Source organism: Halomonas sp. (assembly GCF_034520545.1).
In the GTDB taxonomy this organism is placed as follows: domain Bacteria; phylum Pseudomonadota; class Gammaproteobacteria; order Pseudomonadales; family Halomonadaceae; genus Halomonas.
In genome coordinates this window covers 541,869-562,731 of the sequence record NZ_JAXHNN010000009.1, presented here as the reverse complement: position 1 = coordinate 562,731, position 20,863 = coordinate 541,869, and the positions used below count along the sequence as shown (strand labels likewise).

The 20,863-nt window shown below is 65.9% G+C and carries 19 protein-coding genes; 4 read left to right on the top strand and 15 right to left on the bottom strand.

Annotation, left to right across the window (positions count from 1 at the left end; genetic code table 11):
• Nucleotides 1-209: 209 nt before the first annotated feature.
• The gene (locus tag U5L98_RS07660; RefSeq protein WP_322557722.1) at nucleotides 210-2,807 is read right to left on the bottom strand and encodes a DUF3141 domain-containing protein; all 2,598 of its coding nucleotides are present in this window, start codon (nucleotides 2,805-2,807) and stop codon (nucleotides 210-212) included.
• Between the two features lie 334 nt (nucleotides 2,808-3,141).
• On the opposite strand from U5L98_RS07660, the gene lipA reads away from it, so the two are divergent.
• Nucleotides 3,142-4,194 (top strand): lipoyl synthase, encoded by a 1,053-nt coding sequence (lipA, locus tag U5L98_RS07655; RefSeq protein WP_322557721.1) that lies wholly within the window; start codon nucleotides 3,142-3,144, stop codon nucleotides 4,192-4,194.
• Between the two features lie 65 nt (nucleotides 4,195-4,259).
• On the opposite strand, the gene lipB is transcribed toward lipA, so the two are convergent.
• From lipB to U5L98_RS07600, 11 genes are all read right to left on the bottom strand, one after another.
• Complete coding sequence (gene lipB / locus U5L98_RS07650) at nucleotides 4,260-4,952, bottom strand: lipoyl(octanoyl) transferase LipB (protein ID WP_322557720.1); 693 nt, start codon at nucleotides 4,950-4,952, stop codon at nucleotides 4,260-4,262.
• Nucleotides 4,952-5,263, bottom strand: coding sequence for a DUF493 domain-containing protein (locus U5L98_RS07645; RefSeq protein ID WP_322557719.1), 312 nt, complete (start codon nucleotides 5,261-5,263; stop codon nucleotides 4,952-4,954). The genes lipB and U5L98_RS07645 overlap by 1 nt, the downstream gene beginning before the upstream one ends.
• Before the next feature lie 96 nt (nucleotides 5,264-5,359).
• On the bottom strand, nucleotides 5,360-6,556 hold the full coding sequence (locus U5L98_RS07640; protein WP_322557718.1) for a D-alanyl-D-alanine carboxypeptidase family protein: 1,197 nt from the start codon (nucleotides 6,554-6,556) through the stop codon (nucleotides 5,360-5,362).
• Between the two features lie 53 nt (nucleotides 6,557-6,609).
• Nucleotides 6,610-7,539, bottom strand: coding sequence for a septal ring lytic transglycosylase RlpA family protein (locus tag U5L98_RS07635; protein WP_322557717.1), 930 nt, complete (start codon nucleotides 7,537-7,539; stop codon nucleotides 6,610-6,612).
• Complete coding sequence (gene mltB, locus U5L98_RS07630; protein ID WP_322557716.1) at nucleotides 7,536-8,609, bottom strand: lytic murein transglycosylase B; 1,074 nt, start codon at nucleotides 8,607-8,609, stop codon at nucleotides 7,536-7,538. The genes U5L98_RS07635 and mltB overlap by 4 nt, the downstream gene beginning before the upstream one ends.
• Nucleotides 8,610-8,645: 36 nt before the next feature.
• Complete coding sequence (gene rodA / locus U5L98_RS07625) at nucleotides 8,646-9,806, bottom strand: rod shape-determining protein RodA (RefSeq protein WP_322557715.1); 1,161 nt, start codon at nucleotides 9,804-9,806, stop codon at nucleotides 8,646-8,648.
• 2 nt (nucleotides 9,807-9,808) lie between these two features.
• Complete coding sequence (gene mrdA, locus U5L98_RS07620) at nucleotides 9,809-11,716, bottom strand: penicillin-binding protein 2 (protein WP_322557714.1); 1,908 nt, start codon at nucleotides 11,714-11,716, stop codon at nucleotides 9,809-9,811.
• 66 nt (nucleotides 11,717-11,782) lie between these two features.
• Entirely contained in the window at nucleotides 11,783-12,250 is a 468-nt protein-coding gene (gene rlmH, locus U5L98_RS07615) for a 23S rRNA (pseudouridine(1915)-N(3))-methyltransferase RlmH (RefSeq protein WP_322557713.1), read from the bottom strand.
• A complete protein-coding gene (gene rsfS, locus U5L98_RS07610; protein ID WP_322557712.1) occupies nucleotides 12,247-12,615 on the bottom strand; it encodes a ribosome silencing factor in 369 nt (122 codons plus the stop codon). The genes rlmH and rsfS overlap by 4 nt, the downstream gene beginning before the upstream one ends.
• Before the next feature lie 77 nt (nucleotides 12,616-12,692).
• A complete protein-coding gene (gene nadD, locus U5L98_RS07605; RefSeq protein ID WP_322557711.1) occupies nucleotides 12,693-13,385 on the bottom strand; it encodes a nicotinate-nucleotide adenylyltransferase in 693 nt (230 codons plus the stop codon).
• Complete coding sequence (locus U5L98_RS07600; protein ID WP_322557710.1) at nucleotides 13,382-14,689, bottom strand: glutamate-5-semialdehyde dehydrogenase; 1,308 nt, start codon at nucleotides 14,687-14,689, stop codon at nucleotides 13,382-13,384. The genes nadD and U5L98_RS07600 overlap by 4 nt, the downstream gene beginning before the upstream one ends.
• Before the next feature lie 97 nt (nucleotides 14,690-14,786).
• Here U5L98_RS07600 and U5L98_RS07595 point away from each other — a divergent pair, with 97 nt between their 5' ends.
• From U5L98_RS07595 to U5L98_RS07585, 3 genes are read left to right on the top strand one after another with little or no spacing between them, the layout of a single operon-like run.
• Complete coding sequence (locus tag U5L98_RS07595; RefSeq protein ID WP_322557709.1) at nucleotides 14,787-15,656, top strand: hypothetical protein; 870 nt, start codon at nucleotides 14,787-14,789, stop codon at nucleotides 15,654-15,656.
• Entirely contained in the window at nucleotides 15,649-16,584 is a 936-nt protein-coding gene (locus U5L98_RS07590; RefSeq protein WP_322557708.1) for a diguanylate cyclase domain-containing protein, read from the top strand. The genes U5L98_RS07595 and U5L98_RS07590 overlap by 8 nt, the downstream gene beginning before the upstream one ends.
• A gap of 37 nt (nucleotides 16,585-16,621) precedes the next feature.
• Complete coding sequence (locus U5L98_RS07585) at nucleotides 16,622-18,025, top strand: bifunctional DedA family/phosphatase PAP2 family protein (RefSeq protein ID WP_322557707.1); 1,404 nt, start codon at nucleotides 16,622-16,624, stop codon at nucleotides 18,023-18,025.
• A 186-nt stretch (nucleotides 18,026-18,211) separates the two neighbouring features.
• Here the strand turns inward: U5L98_RS07585 and U5L98_RS07580 are convergent, their stop codons facing one another.
• The 3 genes from U5L98_RS07580 to mpl are packed head-to-tail and all read right to left on the bottom strand — an operon-like array spanning nucleotide 18,212 to nucleotide 20,833.
• Nucleotides 18,212-18,835: a LysE family translocator gene (locus tag U5L98_RS07580; protein WP_322557706.1), complete on the bottom strand. Its 624-nt coding sequence runs from the start codon at nucleotides 18,833-18,835 to the stop codon at nucleotides 18,212-18,214.
• A complete protein-coding gene (locus U5L98_RS07575) occupies nucleotides 18,832-19,449 on the bottom strand; it encodes a flavin prenyltransferase UbiX (RefSeq protein ID WP_322557705.1) in 618 nt (205 codons plus the stop codon). The genes U5L98_RS07580 and U5L98_RS07575 overlap by 4 nt, the downstream gene beginning before the upstream one ends.
• Nucleotides 19,439-20,833 carry a UDP-N-acetylmuramate:L-alanyl-gamma-D-glutamyl-meso-diaminopimelate ligase gene (gene mpl / locus U5L98_RS07570; RefSeq protein WP_322557704.1) on the bottom strand — a complete coding sequence of 465 codons (1,395 nt, stop codon included), beginning with the start codon at nucleotides 20,831-20,833 and terminating at the stop codon, nucleotides 19,439-19,441. The genes U5L98_RS07575 and mpl overlap by 11 nt, the downstream gene beginning before the upstream one ends.
• Nucleotides 20,834-20,863: the final 30 nt, after the last annotated feature.

The following is a 20,863-nucleotide window of genomic DNA, read 5'->3' as shown; positions in this document are numbered from 1 at the left end:
CGCCATCCCTGGCGTAGGACCTCCTCTTCGGCCTACCCCCGGCGCTCCTCACCTGAGACAACTGCGATAACCATCGCTCACGGCTAATCCGGCGGCCTCTTGAACCTAGCCCCCTTGGCACCATCACGCCAAGCCGGGATAAACACCATCCTCAACGACAACGCCCCCACCAGACAGGGCGGGGGCGCGGGTAACATAACGCTGAGAGATCAGCTATTGCCAGGCTTGCGGGGTGTCCGCTTGCGCGGCGTGCCGCGACTGGCGGGCTTGCGCTTGGCCGGCGACTTGGTGCCAGACGTGGTGTTCTGACCGGCCGGCGAATCAGAACCGGCCTGACTGGCTGGCTCTTGTGCAGGTCCATCGGGGGCGGGCTCACCGGCAGGCTCTGCTGAGGTCTTCGGAACTTCAGAGACAGCCTCTTGCGCCGGAAGCTCAGGCGCTGCCTCGCTGACCGCCTGATCCGATGCGGCTTGCTCCGAGGCCGCAGCCGGCACTGGCGCGGCGACGGGCAGCGATTCCATCAGGTTTTCCACCTCACTGCGCGCGAGCTGCCCGGCCTGCGCCTGGCTGGCCACCTTCTCCTGGGCATCTCGACGAGCGTCCTGCTCCTCATGGGGGGCATGACGGATGGCCTGATGAAACAGCCCCTCGATGCGTTCGAAGCGTTCCGCCGCGTGCTCGCTCAGGTCACCGCTGGCCGCCAGCACATGCTCGATATGTGCCAGATGGGCATCGATCTGATCAGCCGTCTGGCCCTTAAGCAGGGTCGGGATCGCTTCCAGTGCCGCCTCGTGATCCTGCTGGAGGGTGAAGAACTGCTCACGCACCAGGTGCTTGAAGTCGGCCAGCTGGATACCCGGCTCGAGCTCGGCCCGCGAGGCGCGCAGCCGCTTGAAGTTGCGCTCGTCGGTGGCCGGGGCCCCACCCAGCACATGGATCACCGAGCGCATGACCGCCTCATGGCTGCCACCCTCGGTGATCGCGCGATGCACCTCGTCACGACGGCGCTCGACGAAGCGGCGATGTTCGGGCTCGGCCCCCGGACGACGACGATGCACGTGGGCGTCGCCGCCCAGACCGACCATGGCCTGCAGCATCGGCTGACCGTAGACGTCGAGGAAGAAACGCTCGCTGCTGCTGTCGCGAAGGTCACGCCAGGCATTCAGGCTGCGGGTCACCTGATCGGAGAAGATGCCCTCCACCGCGCGGAAGACGTTGTCCTCGTGCACCGGGTGGCGGTCGGCACGCACCTTCTCGGCCAGCACCGGTATCGCGGTCATCAGCGGGTTGCGATCGGACAGCAGGCGGTAGCCCATGCGGTTAGGGTGCATGCGCCGCATCCACTTGGCCGACTCGGGGGTGGCCATCGCCTGGACCCAGGGCTGCATGAAGTAGCGGTAGAAGCCCAGGTTGATCTCGGAGATCCGCGCCACCGCGGCGAAGCGGGTGTCGTCCTCGGGTCGATGCTGGACCTCCTGGTCGAGTTCTTCGATGGTGCGTGGCGAGAACTCCAGCAGATAGTCGCGCTCGATCAGTTCGGCATCCTCGCGCTCGGCGGCACTGGAGACCGTTGTCTCATAGAGCCCCGGCGGCAGGACGTCGATGTAGTCCATGTTGGCAGTGAACTCGGCATGCTCCTTGCGGGAAACGCTGCCGGACACGAAGATGCCCAGGTGGCCAGTGGTGTCGTGCACGCAGTAGACGATGGTCTGCTCGTTGGCGATCACGTCCTCAACCCCCTCGTAGAGGTCGCGCACCCAGCCCAGAGCCTGGGGGGGCGGCGTGATATCGTCGCCCTTGGAACAGAACACCACCACCGGTGAGCGCACGTTGCGCAGGTCGATGCGACGCCCGTCGGATGTCACCAACTGGGCGGTGGAGAGGCGGTTGCCGATGAAGAGGTTGTCGACGATGTACTGGATCTCGTCGCCTCCCAGCACCACGTGACCGCCCCACCAGCGTTCGAACTCCAGGTAGCGTTCCGCCTCGGTGTCGACCTGGGCGTAGAGCCGATACTGCTTGCTCCACCAGGTATTGGCCGGGTTCAGGCGCTCGAAGTTCTGCACCAGCCAGGCACCATCGAAGAGCCCGGCGCCCATGTCACTCAACAGCGATGTCATCCAGCTGCCGCCACTCAGGCCACCGGTATAGCGCATCGGCGCCTTGCCGCGCTCACCGGCCCAGTAGGAGAGCGGAGAGCCGGCAATGAGAATCGGACCGAAAAGCTCGGGTTCGAGGGCGGCGGCCATCATGATCTGCCAGCCGGCCTGGCAGTTGCCGACCACGATAGGCTTCTCGGAGGTTTCCGGATGACGCTCGATGACGTGACGCAGGAAGGCGACCTCGGCCTCGACCACGTCCTCCACGGTCTGCCCCGCGACCGGATAGGGCAGAAAACCGATGAAATAGCAGGGATGCCCCGCCCTCAGAGCCACCCCGAGCTCGCTGTCGGGTTTGAAACCGCCGATGCCAGGACCGTGGCCGGCACGCGGGTCCACCACCACGAAGGGCCGCATCTGCAGATCGGTCTCCACGCCCTCGGGGGGCTGGATGCGCAGCAGCTCGTAGTTGACCGGGCGAGACAGCTTGCGACCGTCCATCAGTACTTCGGTATCGAAACCCAGCACATTGGGCTTGGTCTTCTCGATGTGCTCGAGATACTGGTTACCGCGCTGACGCATGACATCCATGAAGAGCACGCTGCGCTCCAGGGTATCGCGCCAGTAGTTACAGGCCGCTCGTCCGAAACCGAACGGATCCACGAAGGGCAGCACACTAGCTGGAGGAGTCGGTATCAGGGAATTCATCTATAGCTCCAGGGTTGCTCGGTGCAGGGGGCGCCCCCTTGCCGATGCATGAAATCGGGCTTTGTTGCAGTGCAATATAGCGCATCAACAGAAGCACTGCGAGCATCGGATGCCCGCATTCTAAGCTGTCTTAAGGAGGTCTCTACTACCATCCCGGCTGTCAAGGAACGCAAATCTTGTGGTATTTTATCATCTTGCGACCCGCGCAATCGCGTAATCATTCGATGTACCAGGCTGCTAGAAACCGCCGACCGGCATACTCCGGAGATCCCGGAAGCCCCCGCGGCAACGCCTTCATGGCGTCGACAGCCGGCGAGCAGAGAGGCTCACAGCTATGAGCGACACCCCCTCCACACGCATCTCCAGCGGCGAGAAGTACCGTAACGATCATGGCACGGCCGCCATCAAGGATGGCATGAAGGTACGCCGCCAGGTCGAGGATGGCGGTGCCGACGGCCGCAAGCCGAAGTGGCTACGCGCCCAGATTCCCGGCGGCGAACGCTTCGAGGCGGTCAAGAAGAACGTGGCCACCCACCGTCTCAGCACCGTCTGTGCCGAGTCGCACTGTCCCAACCAGGGCGAGTGCTGGAGCAACGGCACCGCGACCATCATGCTGATGGGCTCGGTATGCACACGCGCCTGTCGCTTCTGCGCGGTGGATACCGGCAACCCCAAGGGCTGGCTGGACTCGGAAGAGCCGGAGAATACCGCTCGCTCCGTCGAACTGATGGGCCTGCGCTATATCGTGCTGACCTCCGTGGACCGTGACGACCTGCCGGATGGCGGCGCTACCCACTACGCCGACTGCATCCGTGCCATCAAGGCTCGCACGCCCGAGGTCGTCGTCGAGGCGCTGACCCCGGACTTCGATGCCGAGCCCGCCGCGATCGAGCGGGTTGTCGATTCAGGGCTCGAGGTCTTCGCCCAGAATGTCGAGACCGTCGAACGGCTAACCGGGCGGGTTCGCGACCCCCGGGCCGGCTACCGCAAGACCCTGGACGTGCTGGCCCACGCCAAGCGCCACCAACCCAAGGTGATTACCAAGACCAGCCTGATGCTGGGTCTCGGCGAGACCGAAGAGGAGGTACTCGCGACCTTCGACGACCTGCGGGCCATCGGCGTCGACATCGTGACCCTGGGCCAGTACCTGCGCCCCACGCGCAACCACCTGCCGGTGGAACGCTGGGTCACTCCGGAGGAGTTCGAGCGCTATCGCGAACTAGGCCTGGAAAAGGGCTTCATGGAAGTGCCCTCCGGCCCACTGGTGCGCTCCAGCTACCGGGCCGACCGGGTGTTCGAGAAGAATAACCTCGGCCTGGCCGCCCCCGCCGCGGTACCCGGCCAGGAGGACGATCCGAATCGTATCGATGCGGTCAACGTAGGGTAGCTGCAAGCTGCAAGCTGCAAGCTGCAAGCTGCAAGCTGCAAGGCAGTATGTGTCTGAACCGCAAGCTACAAAGGGAATACCTTGATTCTTCCCTTCCTGGCCCCTTGTAACTCGCAGGAGGCCAGTTCCCTTCTCAGTTCTTGCGCCAGGCACTCGGCCAGGCGCTTCCCCACCACTTCGACGTCAGGGCAGTCATCGCAAAGATCCGCCAGGCGCGTCATGGCCAGGCCGGCATAGCCACAGGGGTTGATCCGCACGAAAGGCGAGAGGTCGCCGTTCACGTTGAGGGCCACCCCATGAAAGCTAGCGCCCCGACGGATCCTCAGCCCCAGGGACGCAATCTTGGCCTCCCCCACATAGACGCCGGGGGCATCGGCACGGGCATGGGCCATTACCCCATGCTCGGCCAACACCGCAATCACCGCGTTCTCCAGAGCGGTGACCAGATCACGCACACCTAGCCGTGAGCGGCGCACGTCGATCAGCGGGTAAAGCACCACCTGGCCAGGGCCGTGGTACGTCACCTGCCCACCGCGGTCGGTCGCCACGACCGGTATATCGCCGGGCATCAACAGGTGTTCGGGCTTGCCGGCCTGCCCTTGGGTGAACACCGGGTCGTGCTCAACCAGCCAGAACTGGTCGGGGGTTGCCGCATCACGCCCATCGGTGAGGTCGCGCATGGCCTGCCAGACGGGGGTATAAGGACGATGGCCCAGGCGATGCAGCTGGATCGGTGAAAGCTCACCCTCGCTTGCCATCAGACGACCATGTGCACGCGGCCAGTGGCCTTGAGCTCGTCGAAGAGCGCCTTGAGCTGCGTCTCGCCGGTGGCGCGAATCGTCAGGCGCACCGACTGGAAACGTCCCTGGCGGCTGGGAACCACCTGAATGGCGGCTGCATCGAAGCCCGGATCATGCCGGATGACGATCTGACACACCGTAGCGGCGAAATCGTCGGCGGCATCGCCGACCACCTTGATGGAGTAATCGCAGGGAAAGGTGATCTTCGGCGGCTTGTCACCCGCCTGTCGACGGGGCTTGCGAAGGTCACGCAGGGAGTCGTCGTTCATGGAGCCTTCCGGCGATCGTGGATATTCCCTAATGTTACGCAACCCGGCGCCGGGAGACCAACGCCAGGCGGTAAGCAGTAAAGAGGCAAGGAGGCCCTAGTCGAACCAGCCGCCGATCAGGTTGCTGAAGAAGCGCCGCACCTGGTCAAAGAAACGCTTGAACAGACCTCCCTCTTCGATGCCCTCGAGGGCGACCAGTGGGCGCTCACCGACCAACTCCTCACCCTGGCGCACCTCCATGGTACCCACCCGGTCGCCGGCTGTAATGGGCGCGGTGAGATCGGCCTGGATGTCGAGCTTGGCGGTCAATTCCTCGCTACGGGCGCGCGGTACGGTCATGACCACGTTGCGATCGACGCCGACGCGCAGCTCGTTCTTGTCGCCGCCCCAGACGCGCGGGGTATTGAGCACGGCACCGGCGTCATAGAGCTTGAGGGTCTCGTAATAGCGGAAACCGTAGCTGAGCAGTTTCTGGGTTTCCTGGGCGCGTGCCTCCTCGGACGCTGTCCCCATGACCACCGAGATCAGGCGCATGCCGTCGCGCTTGGCCGAGGCCACCAGGCAGTAGCCCGCGGCATCGGTCCAGCCGGTCTTCAGGCCGTCGACGCTGCTGTCGCGCCACAGCAGGCGGTTGCGGTTGGGCTGATCGATGCCGCCATAACTGAACTCCTTGCGAGCATAGGTCGCGTAATGCTCCGGATAATCGTTGATGATGTGCTGGGAGAGCAGCGCCAGATCGCGAGCCGACGAATAGTGATTCTCGTCGGGCAGGCCGGTGGAATTGACGAAATTGGTGTTGTGCATGCCCAGCCGGGTGGCGTGCTGATTCATCAGGTCGGCGAAGGGACGCTCGCCACCGGCCAGATACTCGGCCACGGCCACGCTGGCATCGTTGCCCGAGACGATGATGATGCCCTGGAGTAGCTCGTCGATGGACACCCGGGTATCGACCTCGATGAACATCTTGGAGCCCCCGGTGCGCCAGGCCTTCTCGCTGATGGGCACCTGGTCCTCAGGAGAGATATTGCCCTGGTCGAGCTCGCGCTCCACGAGGTAGGCCGTCATCAACTTGGTCAGACTGGCCGGCGGCAGGCGCTCGTCGGCATTGTGCTCGACCAGAATCCGTCCGCTGTCGGCATCCATCAGGATCCAGGAAGTCGCAGCCAGTTGGGGGGGCGAGGGAATCATGGTCTGTGGCGTGGGAATGACCTGGGCCGTGGCCTGTGATGTGACCAGCAGCAAGCTGACCAGCAGCGGCAACAACAGGAGGCGGAAGAAAAGCGTGAATCTCATGGCAAGGGTTCTCATCAGGGGCATCGCAGGGTGGTTCGAAAAAGGGGGTCGACTCAGTCGGCATCGTTGACGACGAAGGTTTGGGCAAAGCCTGCCCGGCGCAGTTGCTCGCGGATGGGAGCCACCTGGCCGGCATGGTCCAGGGGGCCGACCTGGACCCGATAGAGGCCGGTGGCACTGGCGACGCGCACAGGACGATCGATCTCACCCTCCAGACGCGATTTCAGCTCCCGGGCTCCGTCTGCGGAGCCCAGGGCCGCCACTTGCAGGAAGACGCCGCTGCGGGCCCCCGGCGCATCGCTCACGTCGTCAGGAACGTCCGCGGTGGCCGGTGCCGCCGCCTCCCGGGGCGTCGAGTCAACCGACTGGCGAGACGCATCGCCGTTTTCGGCGTTCCAGCGCTCCACATCGATGACCTCGACCTTTACGCCGCCGGTCCCCTGCTCGAGGATGCCCAGGCGAGCCGCCGCCGCATAGGAGAGGTCGATCTCGCGGTCGCTGTGGAAGGGACCGCGGTCGTTGACCCTCACGATCGCCGAGCGGCCGTTTTCCAGGCTGGTGACGCGGACGAAGCTGGGCAGAGGCAAGGAACGGTGGGCGGCGCTCATCTTGTACATGTCATAGATCTCACCGTTGGAGGTTGCGTAGCCATGAAACTTCTCGCCATACCAGGAGGCCCTGCCCTGGCGGCTGTAGCCACGTGCATCGGCCAAGACCTCGTAGCGCTTGCCCCATACCTCATAGGGCGACTTGTTGCCTCCCCGGGAACGCGCCTCGCGACGTGGCACCGCGTCGGGGACCTTGGCGACATCGGGCGGGTCTTCTGGATAGGCGTCACCGGACAGGGCATAGCGCCCACCACTCTCCGAGGCGGCAGGTACCTTGCTGGATGCCTCACCGGAGGAAGAAGAGGGCCCGCCACCGCCTCCGGCACAGCCGGCCAGTAGCAGCAGCGCGCTCAAGGCGACAAAGGCGCGTCTCATGGGGCCTCCTCCGGGGTGGTGTCGGTAGCATCGAGCCAATGGGCCTCGAGGCCCCGCGCCTCGGCAATCGCCTCGGCCAGTTCGATCACCGCCATGGCGTACAGGTGGCTGTGATTGTAGCGGGTGATCACGTAAAAATTATGCTCGCCAAGCACGTAGCGCCAAGTGTCTTCACCATTCTCCAGTTCCAGAGACACCGGCAGCAGGCGATGATCGTCGGCCAGCGAGTCCGGGACATCAAGGCCCGCCGCGGCGAGTTCAGCCGCCGTCACCGCGGGTGGCCGTGCAGCGCGGTTGAAGTCGATGCCGTCGGGAGGCGTAGCGGGGCCTTCGACCTCATGATAGATGGGTTCGAAGGCGCGCCAGCCGTGCTCGGCGAAGTAGTTGGCCACGCTGCCGATGGCATCCACCGGGTTGGTCCAGAGATCGCGTAGGCCGTCGCCGTCGAAATCCACCGCATAGGCCCGGTAGCTGGTGGGGATGAACTGCGGATAGCCCATGGCGCCGGCGTAGGAGCCGGTCAAGCTACCGGGAGCCCGCTCCTGCTCATGGGCGATCTCCAGGAAAGCCGCCAGCTCACCGTGGAAGAAGCGCCCCCGGCGGGGGTGATGGAAGGCCAGGGTTGCCAGGGAGTCGAGCACGCGGTGGTGGCCGGTGACGCCCCCATAGCGGGTCTCGACACCGATGATGGCGGCGACGACTTCTGGCGGCACGCCGTACTCGGCCTCGGCCCGGGCGAAAGCTGCCCGGTTGGCCTCGATGAAGGCCACTCCGTTGGCGATGCGCGGGGCATCCAGGAAGATGGCGCGATACTCGTGCCAGGTGAGGCGCCGTTCGGCGGCGCCGGCCATGGCATCCAGCACGCTCTGCCGATAGACGGCTTCAGCCATGGCGCCTTCCAGCCACTCGCGCTCGATTCCCTGGTCAACCAGTTCGTCGACCAGGGAACGGGCCCCCTCATGCTGACGCGGGTCGAAATCCGCCGCGGCGGCCGGCAACGTCAGCAGCGACAGGCTAACGCCGGCGATCAGCGCCAGCGGTGTCGATCCATGGAAACGGGTCACCGTCATGCTGTTGCCTCTCCCTGGAAATGCGACCCGCCGGCGCTAGCGCGGCAGCAGGCGGCGGTGGGCATGAATGGCCATGAGAATACCGAAACCCGCCAACAAGGTCACGCTGGAGGTCCCCCCGTAACTGACCAGCGGCAGCGGTACGCCGACCACCGGCAGGATGCCGCTGACCATGCCCACATTGACGAAGACATAGATGAAGAAGGTCAGGATGATGCTGCCCGCCACCAGGCGTCCGAAGGTTTCCTGGGCGGCACCGGCGAGCCATAGACCGCGCCCCACGATCAGCAGATAGAGCAGCAGAAAGGCCAGCATGCCCACCAGCCCGAACTCCTCGCCGAGCACCGCGACGATGAAGTCGGTATGGCGCTCGGGCAGAAATTCCAGTTGCGACTGGGTGCCCTGCAGCCAGCCCTTGCCCCAGAAGCCTCCACTGCCGATGGCAGTCGTCGACTGGATGATGTTCCAGCCCGCCCCCAGGGGATCGCTCTCGGGGTCGAGGAAGGTCAGAATCCGCTGGCGCTGGTAGTTGTGCAGGTTCATCCACAACAGCGGCAATGCGGCCGCTGCCAGGACGCCGCAGAACAGGATAAAGCGCCAGGAGAGGCCCGCCAGCAGGATCACGAACACCCCCGCTGCGGTAACCAGCAACGAGGTTCCCAGATCGGGCTGTTTGGCGATCAGCACCACCGGCAGGCCGATGATCACCGCACAGACCAGCAGATCGCGCCAGCGCGGTGGAAGCGGCTGGCGGCTCAGCCAGGCGGCGACCATCATCGGCATCGCCAGCTTCATCAGCTCCGAGGGCTGGAAGCGGATCACCCCGGGAATCTCCAGCCAGCGCTGAGCGCCCATGCCCATATCGCCGAACAGTTCAACGGCGATCAGCATCAGCAACCCGGCCACATAGACCGGTGGCGTCCAGCGCAGCAGCGTCGTCGGTGACAGCTGGGCAAGGCCTGCCATCACCACCAGGGCCACGCCGAAGCGGATGGCCTGGGCGGTCACCACCGACAGGCGCTGGCCGCTGGCGCTATAGAGCACCACCAGCCCCGCCAGCATCAACACCAGCAGCATGCCGAGCAGCCAGGGATCCAGATGGATTCGCTCCCACAGGCTGCGTCTCCGGGCGATGCCACTCAGGGAGGGCTTGACGGGGTGGGCCCGCAGGCCACGGGACAGCTCGCTCCAGATCATCGTCAGTTCCCCGCCACCCGGCCATCCTCTCGGTGGAGAACCTCGCGCACCTCATCGGTATCCGGGGCCTCGTCCTCGAGCAGCCAGGCGTCGGTCATCGCCTTGGCCAGATGGGCGGCGTGAGTACTGCCGCCGCCGGCATTCTCGACGATCACCGCCACGGCGATCTGGGGATCCTCCACCGGCGCAAAGGCCATGAACAGGGCATGGTCGCGCAGTCGTTCCTGGATCTCGTCGGCGTTGTACTTCTGGTCCTTGCCCAGGGAGAACACCTGGGCGGTGCCGGACTTGCCCGCCAGCCGATACTCCAGGTCCTTACCGATACGCCTGGCAGTGCCCTCATGGCCCGAAATCACCTTCTCCATGCCGGAGAAGATCCGATCCCACCATCCCTCATTCTCGAGCACGATGTCGGACGGGGTATCCGGCAGATCGACGGGCACCTCCTCCTCGCCGATTCGCTGGGCCAGGCGAGGCTTGACCCATTCGCCGCGGTTGGCCAGCACCGCCGTGGCGGTGGCCAGCTGCAGCGGGGTGAGCTGCCAGTAGCCCTGGCCGATGCCCACCGAGAGCGTCTCGCCGGGGTACCAGGGCTGGTTGAAGCGCCCACGCTTCCAGTCCCGGGAGGGCATCAGGGCATCACTCTCGCCCTGGACATCGTGAGCGACTCGTTCACCGAAGCCGAAAGCCGACATGTTCTCGTGGATACGATCGATACCCAGGTCATGAGCCAACGTATAGAAATAGGTGTTGTTGGAGACAGCGATGGCACGCTCCAGGTCGACCCGGCCATGCCCCCAGCGCAACCAGTTACGATAGCGCCGGGAGTCGTTGGGCAGCTGGTAGTAACCGGGGTCGTTGATGGTGCTGTTGGGGGTGATCTTGCCCTCGGCCAGCCCTGCCAGCGCCAGAAAGGGCTTGATGGTGGAGCCCGGCGGATAATGACCGCGGATGGCTCGGTTGTAGAGCGGCAGATCCAGGTCCTCCTGGAGCGCTCGGTAAGAGGCGACGTCGATGCCGGTGACGAACTGGTTGCTGTCGAACCCCGGCACCGAGGCCAGGGCGAGGATCTCGCCGCTCCCCGGGGCGATCGCCACGATGGAGCCACGGCGGCCATCGAGCAGCTCCACGGCGAGCGCCTGCAGATCGCTGTCCAGCGTCAGGGTCAGATCCTTGCCCGGTACCGGGTCGGTGTGGCCGAGCTCGCGCAGTACCCGGCCGCGGGCATTGGTCTCTACCTTGCGCAGCCCCGCCTGACCATGCAGCTCGTCCTCGTAGAAGCGCTCCACCCCCGTCTTGCCGATGAAATGGGTACCCGCATAGTTGCCTGCATCCAGGCTGGCGAGTTCCTCGGCGTTGATTCGCCCTACATAGCCCAGCGCATGCACCATGGTCTTGGCGTCTGGGTAGTAGCGCAACAGCTGGGCCTCCACCTCGACGCCGGGCAGGCGATGGCGATTGACCGCTAGCCGGGCGATCTGGTCCTCGTCGAGATCGCTCATCAACAATGCCGGCTGGAAGGGGCGCTGGCGCTGGCGTGAGCGTACCCGGAAGGCCTCGGCCTCCTCCTCGGGTATCTCCAGCAGGTCGACCAGCCGCGAGAGGGTGGCATCGAGGTCTTCGACCCGTTCTCGCACCAGGGTGAGATTGTAGGTGGGACGATTCTCGGCCAGCAGCACTCCGTGGCGATCGTAGATCAACCCGCGAGTGGGCGGCAGTGGCTCCACCCGCACGCGGTTCTTCTCGGAGCGCGTGCTGTAGACCTCGTGCTGCACCACCTGCAGATAGAACAGACGCCCGCCCAGCAAACCTGTCAGACACACCACAACCATTACGGCCAGCAGAGAGCGCATGCGGAAGGCACGCAGCTCCTGTTCCGGGTTCTTCAGGGGTTGGCGGCGCCGACGCATGCTCGGTAATGACCTCGGGATCGGTGAGCAGAAGTGCCTTCAGCGGTAATCAACAGAAGATGGCCTTCAGCGGTGGTAGGGGTGGCCGACAAGCAGGGTCCAGGCGCGGTACAACTGCTCGGCGAGGAGAATGCGCACCAGCGGATGGGGCAATGTCAACGGCGACAACGACCAGCGCTGGTCGGCACTCGCCGACAGCGCCGGCGCCAGGCCATCCGGGCCACCCACCAGCAGCACCACGTCGCGCCCCTCGAGGCGCCAGGCATCGGCTTCCCGAGCCAGTTGCTCGGTACTCCAGGCCTTGCCCTCCACCTCCAGGGCGACGAGATGTTCTCCCCCCTTGAGGCGGCTCCGGATACGCTCGGCTTCCAGCGCCATGGCCCGGGTCACATCGGCATTCTTGCCGCGCTGTCCCGGGACGATCTCCTCCACCTCCAGGGCGAAGTCCCTGGGCAGGCGCTTGCGATACTCCTCGACGCCTCGCGACACCCAGTCGGGCATGCGCGTGCCCACCGCCAGCAGGCGGATCCTCATGTAGAGTGCGTTCCTTCCTCGAGCCGGGGTTCCGTATCGCTGGGCAGATCAGCCCAGAGACGCTCCAGGTCGTAGAGCTGTCGGGTCTCGGGCAGCATCATGTGCACCACCAGGTTGCCCAGGTCGACCAGCACCCAATCAGCGCCGTTCTCACCCTCGACACCCAATGGCGGAATGCCCTGGTCCTTGGCGGCCTGGACCACGTTATCCGCCAGCGCTGCCACATGACGGCTGGAGGTACCGCTGGCCACCACCATCAGGTCGGTGACGCTGGTCAATCGTGAGACATCCAGAACGGCGATGTCCTGGGCCTTGATGTCCTCCAGTGCGTCGATCACCAGAGTCTTGAGTGCGTCGATATGCATAGCCCTTCGTGTCAGCCCTTCATCAGCGGGAAATCCTCGAAACCATTGTACCGACTTGACGCTCGCGTGGGCAGCACTCAGCGATGCCGGTAGAGACCACGCGACAGGATATTATCCTCTACCGCCTCCGGGAGCAGGTAGCGCACGCTTCGGCCTGTCGCCAGGCGCTGACGAACCTCGGTGGCCGAGATCGCCATGCGCGAGGGCAGCCTGAGGCGCAGCAGACGCCCGGCGGGCCGGGCCATCAGCGCTTCGCCTTCTTCGACCTCGCGTCCAGCCAGCAGCTCGACTAGCGAATCGGGCAGTGCAGCCTGGTGATCCGGACGATCGATCACCACCACATGGGCCAGCTCGAATAGCCGCTCTGGCTCGTGCCAGTCGGCCAGGCGCAAAAAGGCATCGTGACCAAGCGCCATCACCAGCCGCGCCTCGCTGCCCAGTTCATGGCGCAACGAGGCGAGGGTATCGGCACTGTAGGAAGGCCCGTCACGCTCGAGCTCCCGGGGGTCGGCGACCAGACCCGGCGTATCACCGATCCCCAGACGCAACAGGGCCAGACGCTCGGAGGGCGAGACCCGGGGCTCGCCGCGCAGCGGCGGCATGGCTGCGGGTACCAGGTGCACGTGGTCCAGGACCAGTGCCTCGCGCAGTTCCACGGCACTGCGCAGGTGCCCCAGATGTACCGGATCGAAGGTGCCACCGAGCATGGCGAGTCGGGGCGGAGAAGACGGTTCTCGGTCGGCCCTGACGGGCAGGCCCGGCTGACTCATCGGCGCACCTGACCGTCGCCGAGCACCACATACTTGCGAGTGGTCAGCCCCTCCAGTCCCACGGGACCCCGGGCATGCAGGCGATCGGTGGAGATGCCAATCTCGGCGCCCAGCCCGTACTCGAAGCCGTCGGCGAAGCGCGTCGACGCGTTGACCATCACCGAACTCGAGTCGACCTCTGCGAGGAAGCGACGCGCCAGACCGTAGTGTTCGGTAACGATGGCATCGGTGTGCCGCGAGCCGTAGCGCTCGATATGCGCCATGGCGGCGTCGATACCGTCGACCACACGGATGGCCAGCACCGGCGCAAGGTACTCCGCCTCCCAGTCGGCTTCGCTGGCCACGGCGATGTCGCCCAGTATCGCCCGGGTCCGCTCGCAGCCGCGCAGCTCGACGCCATGCTCACCGTAGGCATGGGCCAGGGTCGGCAACAGGGTATCGGCCAGCGGCGCATCGATCAGCAGGGTCTCCATGGTATTGCAGGTACCATAGCGGTGCGTCTTGGCATTGACCGCGATGGCCAAAGCCTTGTCGAGGTCGGCGCTGGCATCGATGTAGACATGGCAGACGCCGTCGAGATGCTTGATCACCGGCACCCGTGCCTCCCGGGTGATGCGCTCGATCAGCGACTTCCCGCCACGCGGGATGATCACGTCGACGTACTCCGGCATGCTGATCAGGTGGCCCACGGCGGCGCGATCGGTGGTTGCCACTACCTGGACGACACTTTCGGGCAGGCCGGCTCGAGCCAACCCGGCGCGAATGCAAGCAGCGATGGCGGCATTGGAATCGCGCGCCTCGGACCCGCCCCGCAGGATCGCCGCGTTGCCGGATTTCAGGCACAGACTCGCCGCCTCAAGGGTGACGTTGGGGCGCGACTCGTAGATGATACCGACCACCCCGAGAGGCACGCGCATCTGGCCCACCTGAATACCGCTGGGCCGCGAGCGCAGGCCGTCGATCTCGCCCACCGGGTCCGGCAGGGCGGCGACCTGGGCCAGCCCGTCGACCATGGCATCGAGACGCGTGTCATCCAGCGCCAAACGGTCCAGAAGAGCCGCTTCCAGGCCGTTCTCCCGGGCCCGGGCAAGGTCGCGGGCGTTGGCGGCCAGCACCTCACTCCGAGCCCGATCGAGATGCTCGGCCATGGCCAGCAGGGCGGCATTCTTGGCCGCGGTATCGGCGCGGCGCATCAGGGTGGCCGCCTCGCGGGCGGCCTGCCCCAGGCGCTGCATGTAGGCGTCGACATCGCCAATTTCGGGGGTCGCGGGGTCATGGTCTGAACGGGAGGCTTGAGCTGTCATGCCGTTACGTGTCTCCTGGGGCCGGCGGCGCCGCGACAAGAGCGGTGCCGGCGTTATACTGTGCCGTGAAACGGGAAGGGGTTCATACTAAGCCACCATGCAGACCAAGTACAAAGTCGGACTCCTGCGCGTCAACCTGCTGGTCGCGGCAATGCTGCTGGTGTTCTTGGCCATCGCCACGACCCACCTGACCGAGGCCATGCTGCTGTGGCTGGCAGCGACCTGGCTGGCCGTTACCGCACTGCTGCTCGCCTTCAACCATCGCCGTCCCGCCACGGTGCCCTGGCAGCTTCTGCCGGGCCTGCTGCTGGCCTCCCTGCTGTGGGTTGACCCCGAGCGCCACGTCACCTGGCTGTGGGCCTGGGCCGTGCTGTTGATGCTTCCCCAGCCCCGCTGGATCCTGCTGCTCGAAGCCTTGCTGGCGCTGGCCACCTGGTGGCCACTGCGGGAACTGCTGGGGTTCGAGCAGTGGGTCCTGACCGGCCTGCTGCTCGCCGCCCTGATGCTGCTGGGGCTATCCAGGGCCCTCGACCTGCGCTCGCTGCGCCAGCGCACCCTGCACCGGGCTCGCCTGGTTCCCGGCCTGTCACTCTGGCCCGGCGACTGCCTGGCCCATGACCTCGCTCTCGAGCGAAACCGGAGTAATCACGAGGGGGCGCATGCCGAGCTCCTGCTGATTCACACCTCACGTCATCGCTGCTGGTCATTGGCCCAGCGGCTCTGTCGTCTGACCCACCGCTTCGAACCCTGCTACCGCCTCGACCCGCAGACCCTGGCCACGATCCTCATCAGCCGCCACCATCGTGAGGCCAGGGCGCGCCGTGACATGGTATTGCATAACCTCGAGGCCACGGGCCCGGCACGGGCGATCGCCCTCCCCGGCTTGACATCACTGGAGGACGAACGGCAGGCCCTGGCGCGGCAGGCGACAGGCCTCCAGGTCATCGGGGAACCGACCGGTGCCTGAGCGTCGAAACCGTTTCTTGCATCTTTTCGCGGCATGGTACGCCAGCGGCACGCTTCTACTGTTGGGCATTGCCCTGTGGCTCTACTTGATGGGCGAGTATGCGCGCATTCCCCTACCCGCGACCCTTTCCCTGTTGATGCTGGTGGCCACCCTGCTGAGCGTGACTCGTGAGGATCATTCGCGGCTGGCCGCCTACCTGGTGCTGATCTGCGGTTATCTGCTGATCGCCGTCGAGTTGCCTCGACAATCGGGGCTACCGTCACTCTGGGTGGGGTTACCGCCAATCCTCACCCTGCTGCTGCTGCCGCTGGGTCCGGCCATGTTGCTCAACGTGGCACTGACGCCCATCTGGCTGGCACTGCTCAGCAATGGCCAGCTCGACCGGGACATGCTGCTGGGCTACCTGACACTGGTGGTCTTGGCGGCCCTGGTGCCTTGGGAGCAGGTTCGCCAGCATGCCTTGCTGAGGGCCACCGACCCGCTCGATCCCGAATGCGCGGCGGTGGGACGCGAGACCCTGCGTGAGCGACTGGCCAACGAGACCGAACGCGCCGCTCTGCTCGGACAGCCGCTGGCCGTCATTCTGATTCATCTACCTCAACTGGAAATGGCGGACGAGCAATTCGGGTCCCGGGCGCGACAGGCCTTGCTGGACAGCCTCTGCCAAGCCGTCGCCAGCCAATGCCGTGACTACGACACCCTGGGGCGCGAGGGCCCCGCGGATTTCTGGCTGATACTGCCGGACACCACCGAAAGCGGCGCCCTGTTGGTACGGCAGCGAATCGAACAGGTCCTTGAGCAAGCCAATCTGATGGAGACCGGCCAGTTGGAGGCGCGACTGCGTCTCTGCCAGCCACGCCTGGGAGAGTCCCGGCAACGATTCGAGCAGCGACTGCAGGTGGCCAGCCAGTCGCTGGCCGATGGCTGATCCGCGAGTCCGCGAACGCACGGCAACGGAGCAACCCGTGAGCATCAACGATACCCTCTTCCAGCTGGCGCCCTCTCCGGGCCTGCTGCTGCTGATCATCGCCGCCATCGCCCTGGTGGAATCCCTGGCGCTGGTCGGACTGCTGGTCCCGGGGGTGGTGCTGATGACTGCCGCCACCTCCCTGGCAGGACACCATGGCCAGGCCATAGGACCGGTGCTCGTCGCTGCCTTTGTCGGCGCGGTGGCGGGCGACGGCCTGAGCTTCCTGCTCGGCTATACCCAGCGCGAACGAGTGACTGCCATGTGGCCGCTATCGCGACATCCTGAGTGGCTGGCGCGCAGCGCCCGCTTCTTCCAGCGCCACGGCTCGCTGTCGGTCTTCCTGGCCCGCTTCGTGGGCCCGGTGAGACCGGTGGTGCCGCTGATCGCCGGCATGCTGAAGATGTCCCCCCGCGCCTTCACCTGGGCCAACCTGAGCTCGGCACTCCTCTGGGCTCCCGCCTATGTGCTGCCGGGCTATCTGCTGGGACGGACCTGGCAGCAGCTGCTGGACCTGCCCGAAGGACTCAGGCCGTGGCTGGTTACCCTGGGCGCGCTGGTGGTCATTCTCGCCGTGGCATTCTCCTGGTGCCGCCATCTGGTGACTCGCAATGGTCTCGCGTATCGCGGATTCGCCTGGCTGTCGCGGCGAACGCCCCTGGGCCGGCGCGTCTGGCGATTCCTGGCCCCAGCGCATGAAGAGGAACCGCCTCTGGCCTCCTGGCTGCTGCTGATTCTCTCTCTGGCGGCACTGTCGGCCTGGACCCTGGTGGTGATCCATCACGCGGGGCCATTGGCCATGGATCTGCGTCTCGCAGGGCTGCTGGAGACCCTCAGACTGCCGGGCATGACCCTCTTCGGAGAGGTGATGGCCAGGGCCGGCGATCTACTCGGGGTGCTCGCCCTCGCCCTGCCCTGGGCGGCCTGGCTGCTTTGGCGACGTCATCTGTCGGCCTTCTGGTACATCGCCGGTGGACTCGTCTGCATTGCACTGCTCAACACCCTGCTCAAGACGGCCATCGGGCGGGTACGGCCAGACACCCCGGCCTACCTTGCCGACTCTTTCTCCTACCCCAGCGCCCACACCTCGACCGCCGTGGTGCTGTTCGGCATGGCGGCGGCCTTCGCCAGCCGGGAACTGCCCCACGGCCAGCGCTTCATGGCCTACTGGGCCGCCATTGCCGTGATCCTGCCGATGGCCCTGTCGCGGCTACTCATCGGCGTGCACTGGCTCAGCGACCTGATCGGAGGCGCCCTGCTCGGCCTGATGGTCTGCGCCCTGGTGCAACTGGCCTGGCAGCGACAACCTCGCTCGCCCCTCGGCCCTTGCCCCTGGCACCTGCTGGGTGTCGCCTCGCTGGTGCTGGTCGCGGCGCGAATCGCCTGGTTGCCGCCGGTGTAAGCTGCAAGCTGCAAGCTGCAAGCTGCAAGCTGCAAGCTGCAAGCTGCAAGCTGCAAGCTGCAAGCTGCAAGCTGCAAGCTGCAAGCTGCAAGCTGCAAGGCAGGATGGTGGTTCACACACTGCAGGCGGCCGGGGTTTCCTTGCCACTTGCGGCTTGTCGCTTGAGGCTCCCGGGCGTAGCCCGGGTTAACCCAGCGCCAACCACAGCCCCACACCGACCATCAGGGTTCCGGCAACGCGATTGAGCAGCCGCACGTTACCGCTCTCGCCGAGCAGGCGGCGCAGGGTACGTCCGCCGGTGGCATAGAGCAGCAGGCATAGGAATTCGATGGAGAGGATCACCGCGATCAGCGCCACCAGTTGAATGACCAACGGGCGGGAGGCATCCAGAAAAGGCGGTAATAGGGCCATGAAGAAGGCCCAGCCCTTGGGATTGGCCACCGCGGTAACCAACCCCTGCAGGGCCAGTTGACCGCGAGCGGCGGGCGGCCCCGCTTGCAACTCCAGGGGTATGGCCATGCGTCCACGGGAGCGCCACATCATCACGCCCAAGTATCCGAGATAGGCGCCGCCCAGCCACTTGAACAGCGCGAAGAGTTCGGGCTGTCGAAGCATCAGGGCCGCCACACCCGCACCGGCGGCGAAGGCCACCAGGCCCACGCCCACCAGCTCGCCGGCCATCATCCACAGGGTGCGCTTCACGCCCTGGGTCATGCCCAGCACCATGGCAAGGGTCATGCACATGCCGGGGGTAAGTGAGACTAGCAGGAAGGTCGGCACGAACACCGAGAGCAGCGACAGGCTGATCATGTCTCGCCCCAGCGGGGCATCAGCCGATGCGCGACACCCAACTGGTTGAGGATGCGCGCCACGATGAAGTCGACCAGGTCGTCTACCGACGCCGGCTGATGATAGAACCCCGGCGCGGCGGGCAGTATCACCGCCCCCATGCGGGTCAGGGCCAGCATGTGCTCGAGATGGATCGCCGCGAAGGGGGTTTCGCGAGGCACCAGGATCAGCTTGCGCCGCTCCTTCAGCGCCACGTCGGCGGCGCGCTCGATCAGATTGTTGCTGGCCCCGGTGGCCACCGCCGAGAGGGTGCCGGTGCTGCAGGGGCAGATCACCATGGCCGAAGGGGCACCGGAGCCCGAGGCGACCGGCGCCATCCAGTCCTCGCGGCCAAAGCAGCGAATCTGGCCGGGTGCCGCCCCACTGCGCTCGCTGAGTGCCTTCGCCAGCCGCGCAGGATTCGCCGGCAACTCGCTGCTGGTCTCGGTGGCGATCACCAGATGCGCAGCCTTGGAGATCATCACCCATACCTGGTGATCGGCCCCCACCAGCGCATCGATCAGTCGCAGGCCGTATTGAGCCCCGGAGGCACCGGTCAGGGCCACCGTGACCGGATCACGCAGCTCAGTCGGCATGGGCCACCTCCAGCGCGGCCAGCAGCTTCTCGTGGATGCCGCCGAAGCCGCCGTTGGACATCACCACGATTCGGTCCAGCGGCCTAGCCTCGGCGACCAGAGCCCTCACCAGGGCATCGAGGTCATCGAGCATCCGAGCCGGTACCGGGCTCGCCTCGAGCACCGGCGACAATGACCAATCCAGGCCTGGGGGCTGGAACCAGAAGGCGGCGTCGGCGGCGGCGACGCTTGCCGCCAGCCGGTCGCGCAGGGTGCCCAGCCGCATGGTATTGGAGCGCGGCTCGATCACTGCCAGCAGTCGCCCACGCGGCGTCGCGGCCCTTAGCCCCTCCAGGGTGGCGGAGATCGCCGTGGGGTGGTGGGCGAAATCGTCGATGACTTCGATACCCGCCACCTCGCCGCGCAGCTCCTGGCGCCGCCGCGGCGTCGCGAAGCGCGACAGCGCCGCGGCGGCACGCGGCAGATCGACCCCGCAGGCGCTCGCTGCCGCCAGGGCGGCCAGGGCATTGCGGGCGTTGTAAGCACCGGTCAGCGCCCAGTCGATTACTGCATCCTCGTTCACCTCGATGTCGCCATCGTGGCGTTCATGGATCACCCGGAAGCGTGAGGCGTCCTCGCGCTCGAGTGCCAGTCGCCAGGGGCTTGATGCCTGGATACCGAAGCGCTCCACCGGGGTCCAGCAGCCCATCTCGAGTACCCGGTCCAAGGCCGGCTCGCCATCGGCTACCAGCAGGCGGCCCCGTCCGGGGACGGTTCGCACCAGGTGATGAAACTGCCGCTCGATGGCATGCAGATCGTCGAAGATATCGGCGTGATCGAACTCCAGATTGCCCAGAATGGCGATATCGGGGCGGTAGTGAATGAACTTCGAGCGCTTGTCGAAAAAGGCCGTGTCGTACTCGTCGGCCTCCACCACGAAGGGGGCGTCGTGGGCGCCGAGCCTTGCCGAAATGCCGAAATTGCGCGGTACCCCGCCGATCAGAAAGCCCGGTGCAAGCCCGGCCGACTCCAGCAACCAGGCCGTCATGCTGGCCACGGTGGTCTTGCCGTGGGTACCGGCCACGGCGATCACCCGCCGCCCCGGCAGCACTTCCTCGGCCAGCCACTGGGGGCCGGAAACATAGGGCAGCCCCTGGTTCAGGACCGCCTCGACCTCGGGATTGCCGCGGGAAAGGGCATTGCCGATCATCACCCGGTCCGGGCGCGGTGAGAGATTGTCCGCCGAGTACCCCTCGCACAGGATGATGCCGGCCTCCTCGAGTTGGGTACTCATGGGCGGATAGACATTGGCATCCGAGCCACTGACCGTGTGGCCCAGCTCGCGAGCGAGCAGTGCCAGGCTGCCCATGAAGGTACCGCAGATACCGAGGATATGAAGGTGCATGCGCGCTCCGGGGATTCGTTCCGCCGCTGG

Excerpts from the sequence above, each read along its gene's own strand:
- U5L98_RS07660 (WP_322557722.1), bottom strand. The coding sequence starts at position 2,807 with ATGAATTCCCTGATACCGACTCCTCCAGCTAGTGTGCTGCCCTTCGTG.
- lipA (WP_322557721.1), top strand. The coding sequence starts at position 3,142 with ATGAGCGACACCCCCTCCACACGCATCTCCAGCGGCGAGAAGTACCGT.
- lipB (WP_322557720.1), bottom strand. The coding sequence starts at position 4,952 with ATGGCAAGCGAGGGTGAGCTTTCACCGATCCAGCTGCATCGCCTGGGC.
- U5L98_RS07645 (WP_322557719.1), bottom strand. The coding sequence starts at position 5,263 with ATGAACGACGACTCCCTGCGTGACCTTCGCAAGCCCCGTCGACAGGCG.
- U5L98_RS07640 (WP_322557718.1), bottom strand. The coding sequence starts at position 6,556 with ATGAGATTCACGCTTTTCTTCCGCCTCCTGTTGTTGCCGCTGCTGGTC.
- U5L98_RS07635 (WP_322557717.1), bottom strand. The coding sequence starts at position 7,539 with ATGAGACGCGCCTTTGTCGCCTTGAGCGCGCTGCTGCTACTGGCCGGC.
- mltB (WP_322557716.1), bottom strand. The coding sequence starts at position 8,609 with ATGACGGTGACCCGTTTCCATGGATCGACACCGCTGGCGCTGATCGCC.
- rodA (WP_322557715.1), bottom strand. The coding sequence starts at position 9,806 with ATGATCTGGAGCGAGCTGTCCCGTGGCCTGCGGGCCCACCCCGTCAAG.
- mrdA (WP_322557714.1), bottom strand. The coding sequence starts at position 11,716 with ATGCGTCGGCGCCGCCAACCCCTGAAGAACCCGGAACAGGAGCTGCGT.
- rlmH (WP_322557713.1), bottom strand. The coding sequence starts at position 12,250 with ATGAGGATCCGCCTGCTGGCGGTGGGCACGCGCATGCCCGACTGGGTG.
- rsfS (WP_322557712.1), bottom strand. The coding sequence starts at position 12,615 with ATGCATATCGACGCACTCAAGACTCTGGTGATCGACGCACTGGAGGAC.
- nadD (WP_322557711.1), bottom strand. The coding sequence starts at position 13,385 with ATGAGTCAGCCGGGCCTGCCCGTCAGGGCCGACCGAGAACCGTCTTCT.
- U5L98_RS07600 (WP_322557710.1), bottom strand. The coding sequence starts at position 14,689 with ATGACAGCTCAAGCCTCCCGTTCAGACCATGACCCCGCGACCCCCGAA.
- U5L98_RS07595 (WP_322557709.1), top strand. The coding sequence starts at position 14,787 with ATGCAGACCAAGTACAAAGTCGGACTCCTGCGCGTCAACCTGCTGGTC.
- U5L98_RS07580 (WP_322557706.1), bottom strand. The coding sequence starts at position 18,835 with ATGATCAGCCTGTCGCTGCTCTCGGTGTTCGTGCCGACCTTCCTGCTA.
- U5L98_RS07575 (WP_322557705.1), bottom strand. The coding sequence starts at position 19,449 with ATGCCGACTGAGCTGCGTGATCCGGTCACGGTGGCCCTGACCGGTGCC.
- mpl (WP_322557704.1), bottom strand. The coding sequence starts at position 20,833 with ATGCACCTTCATATCCTCGGTATCTGCGGTACCTTCATGGGCAGCCTG.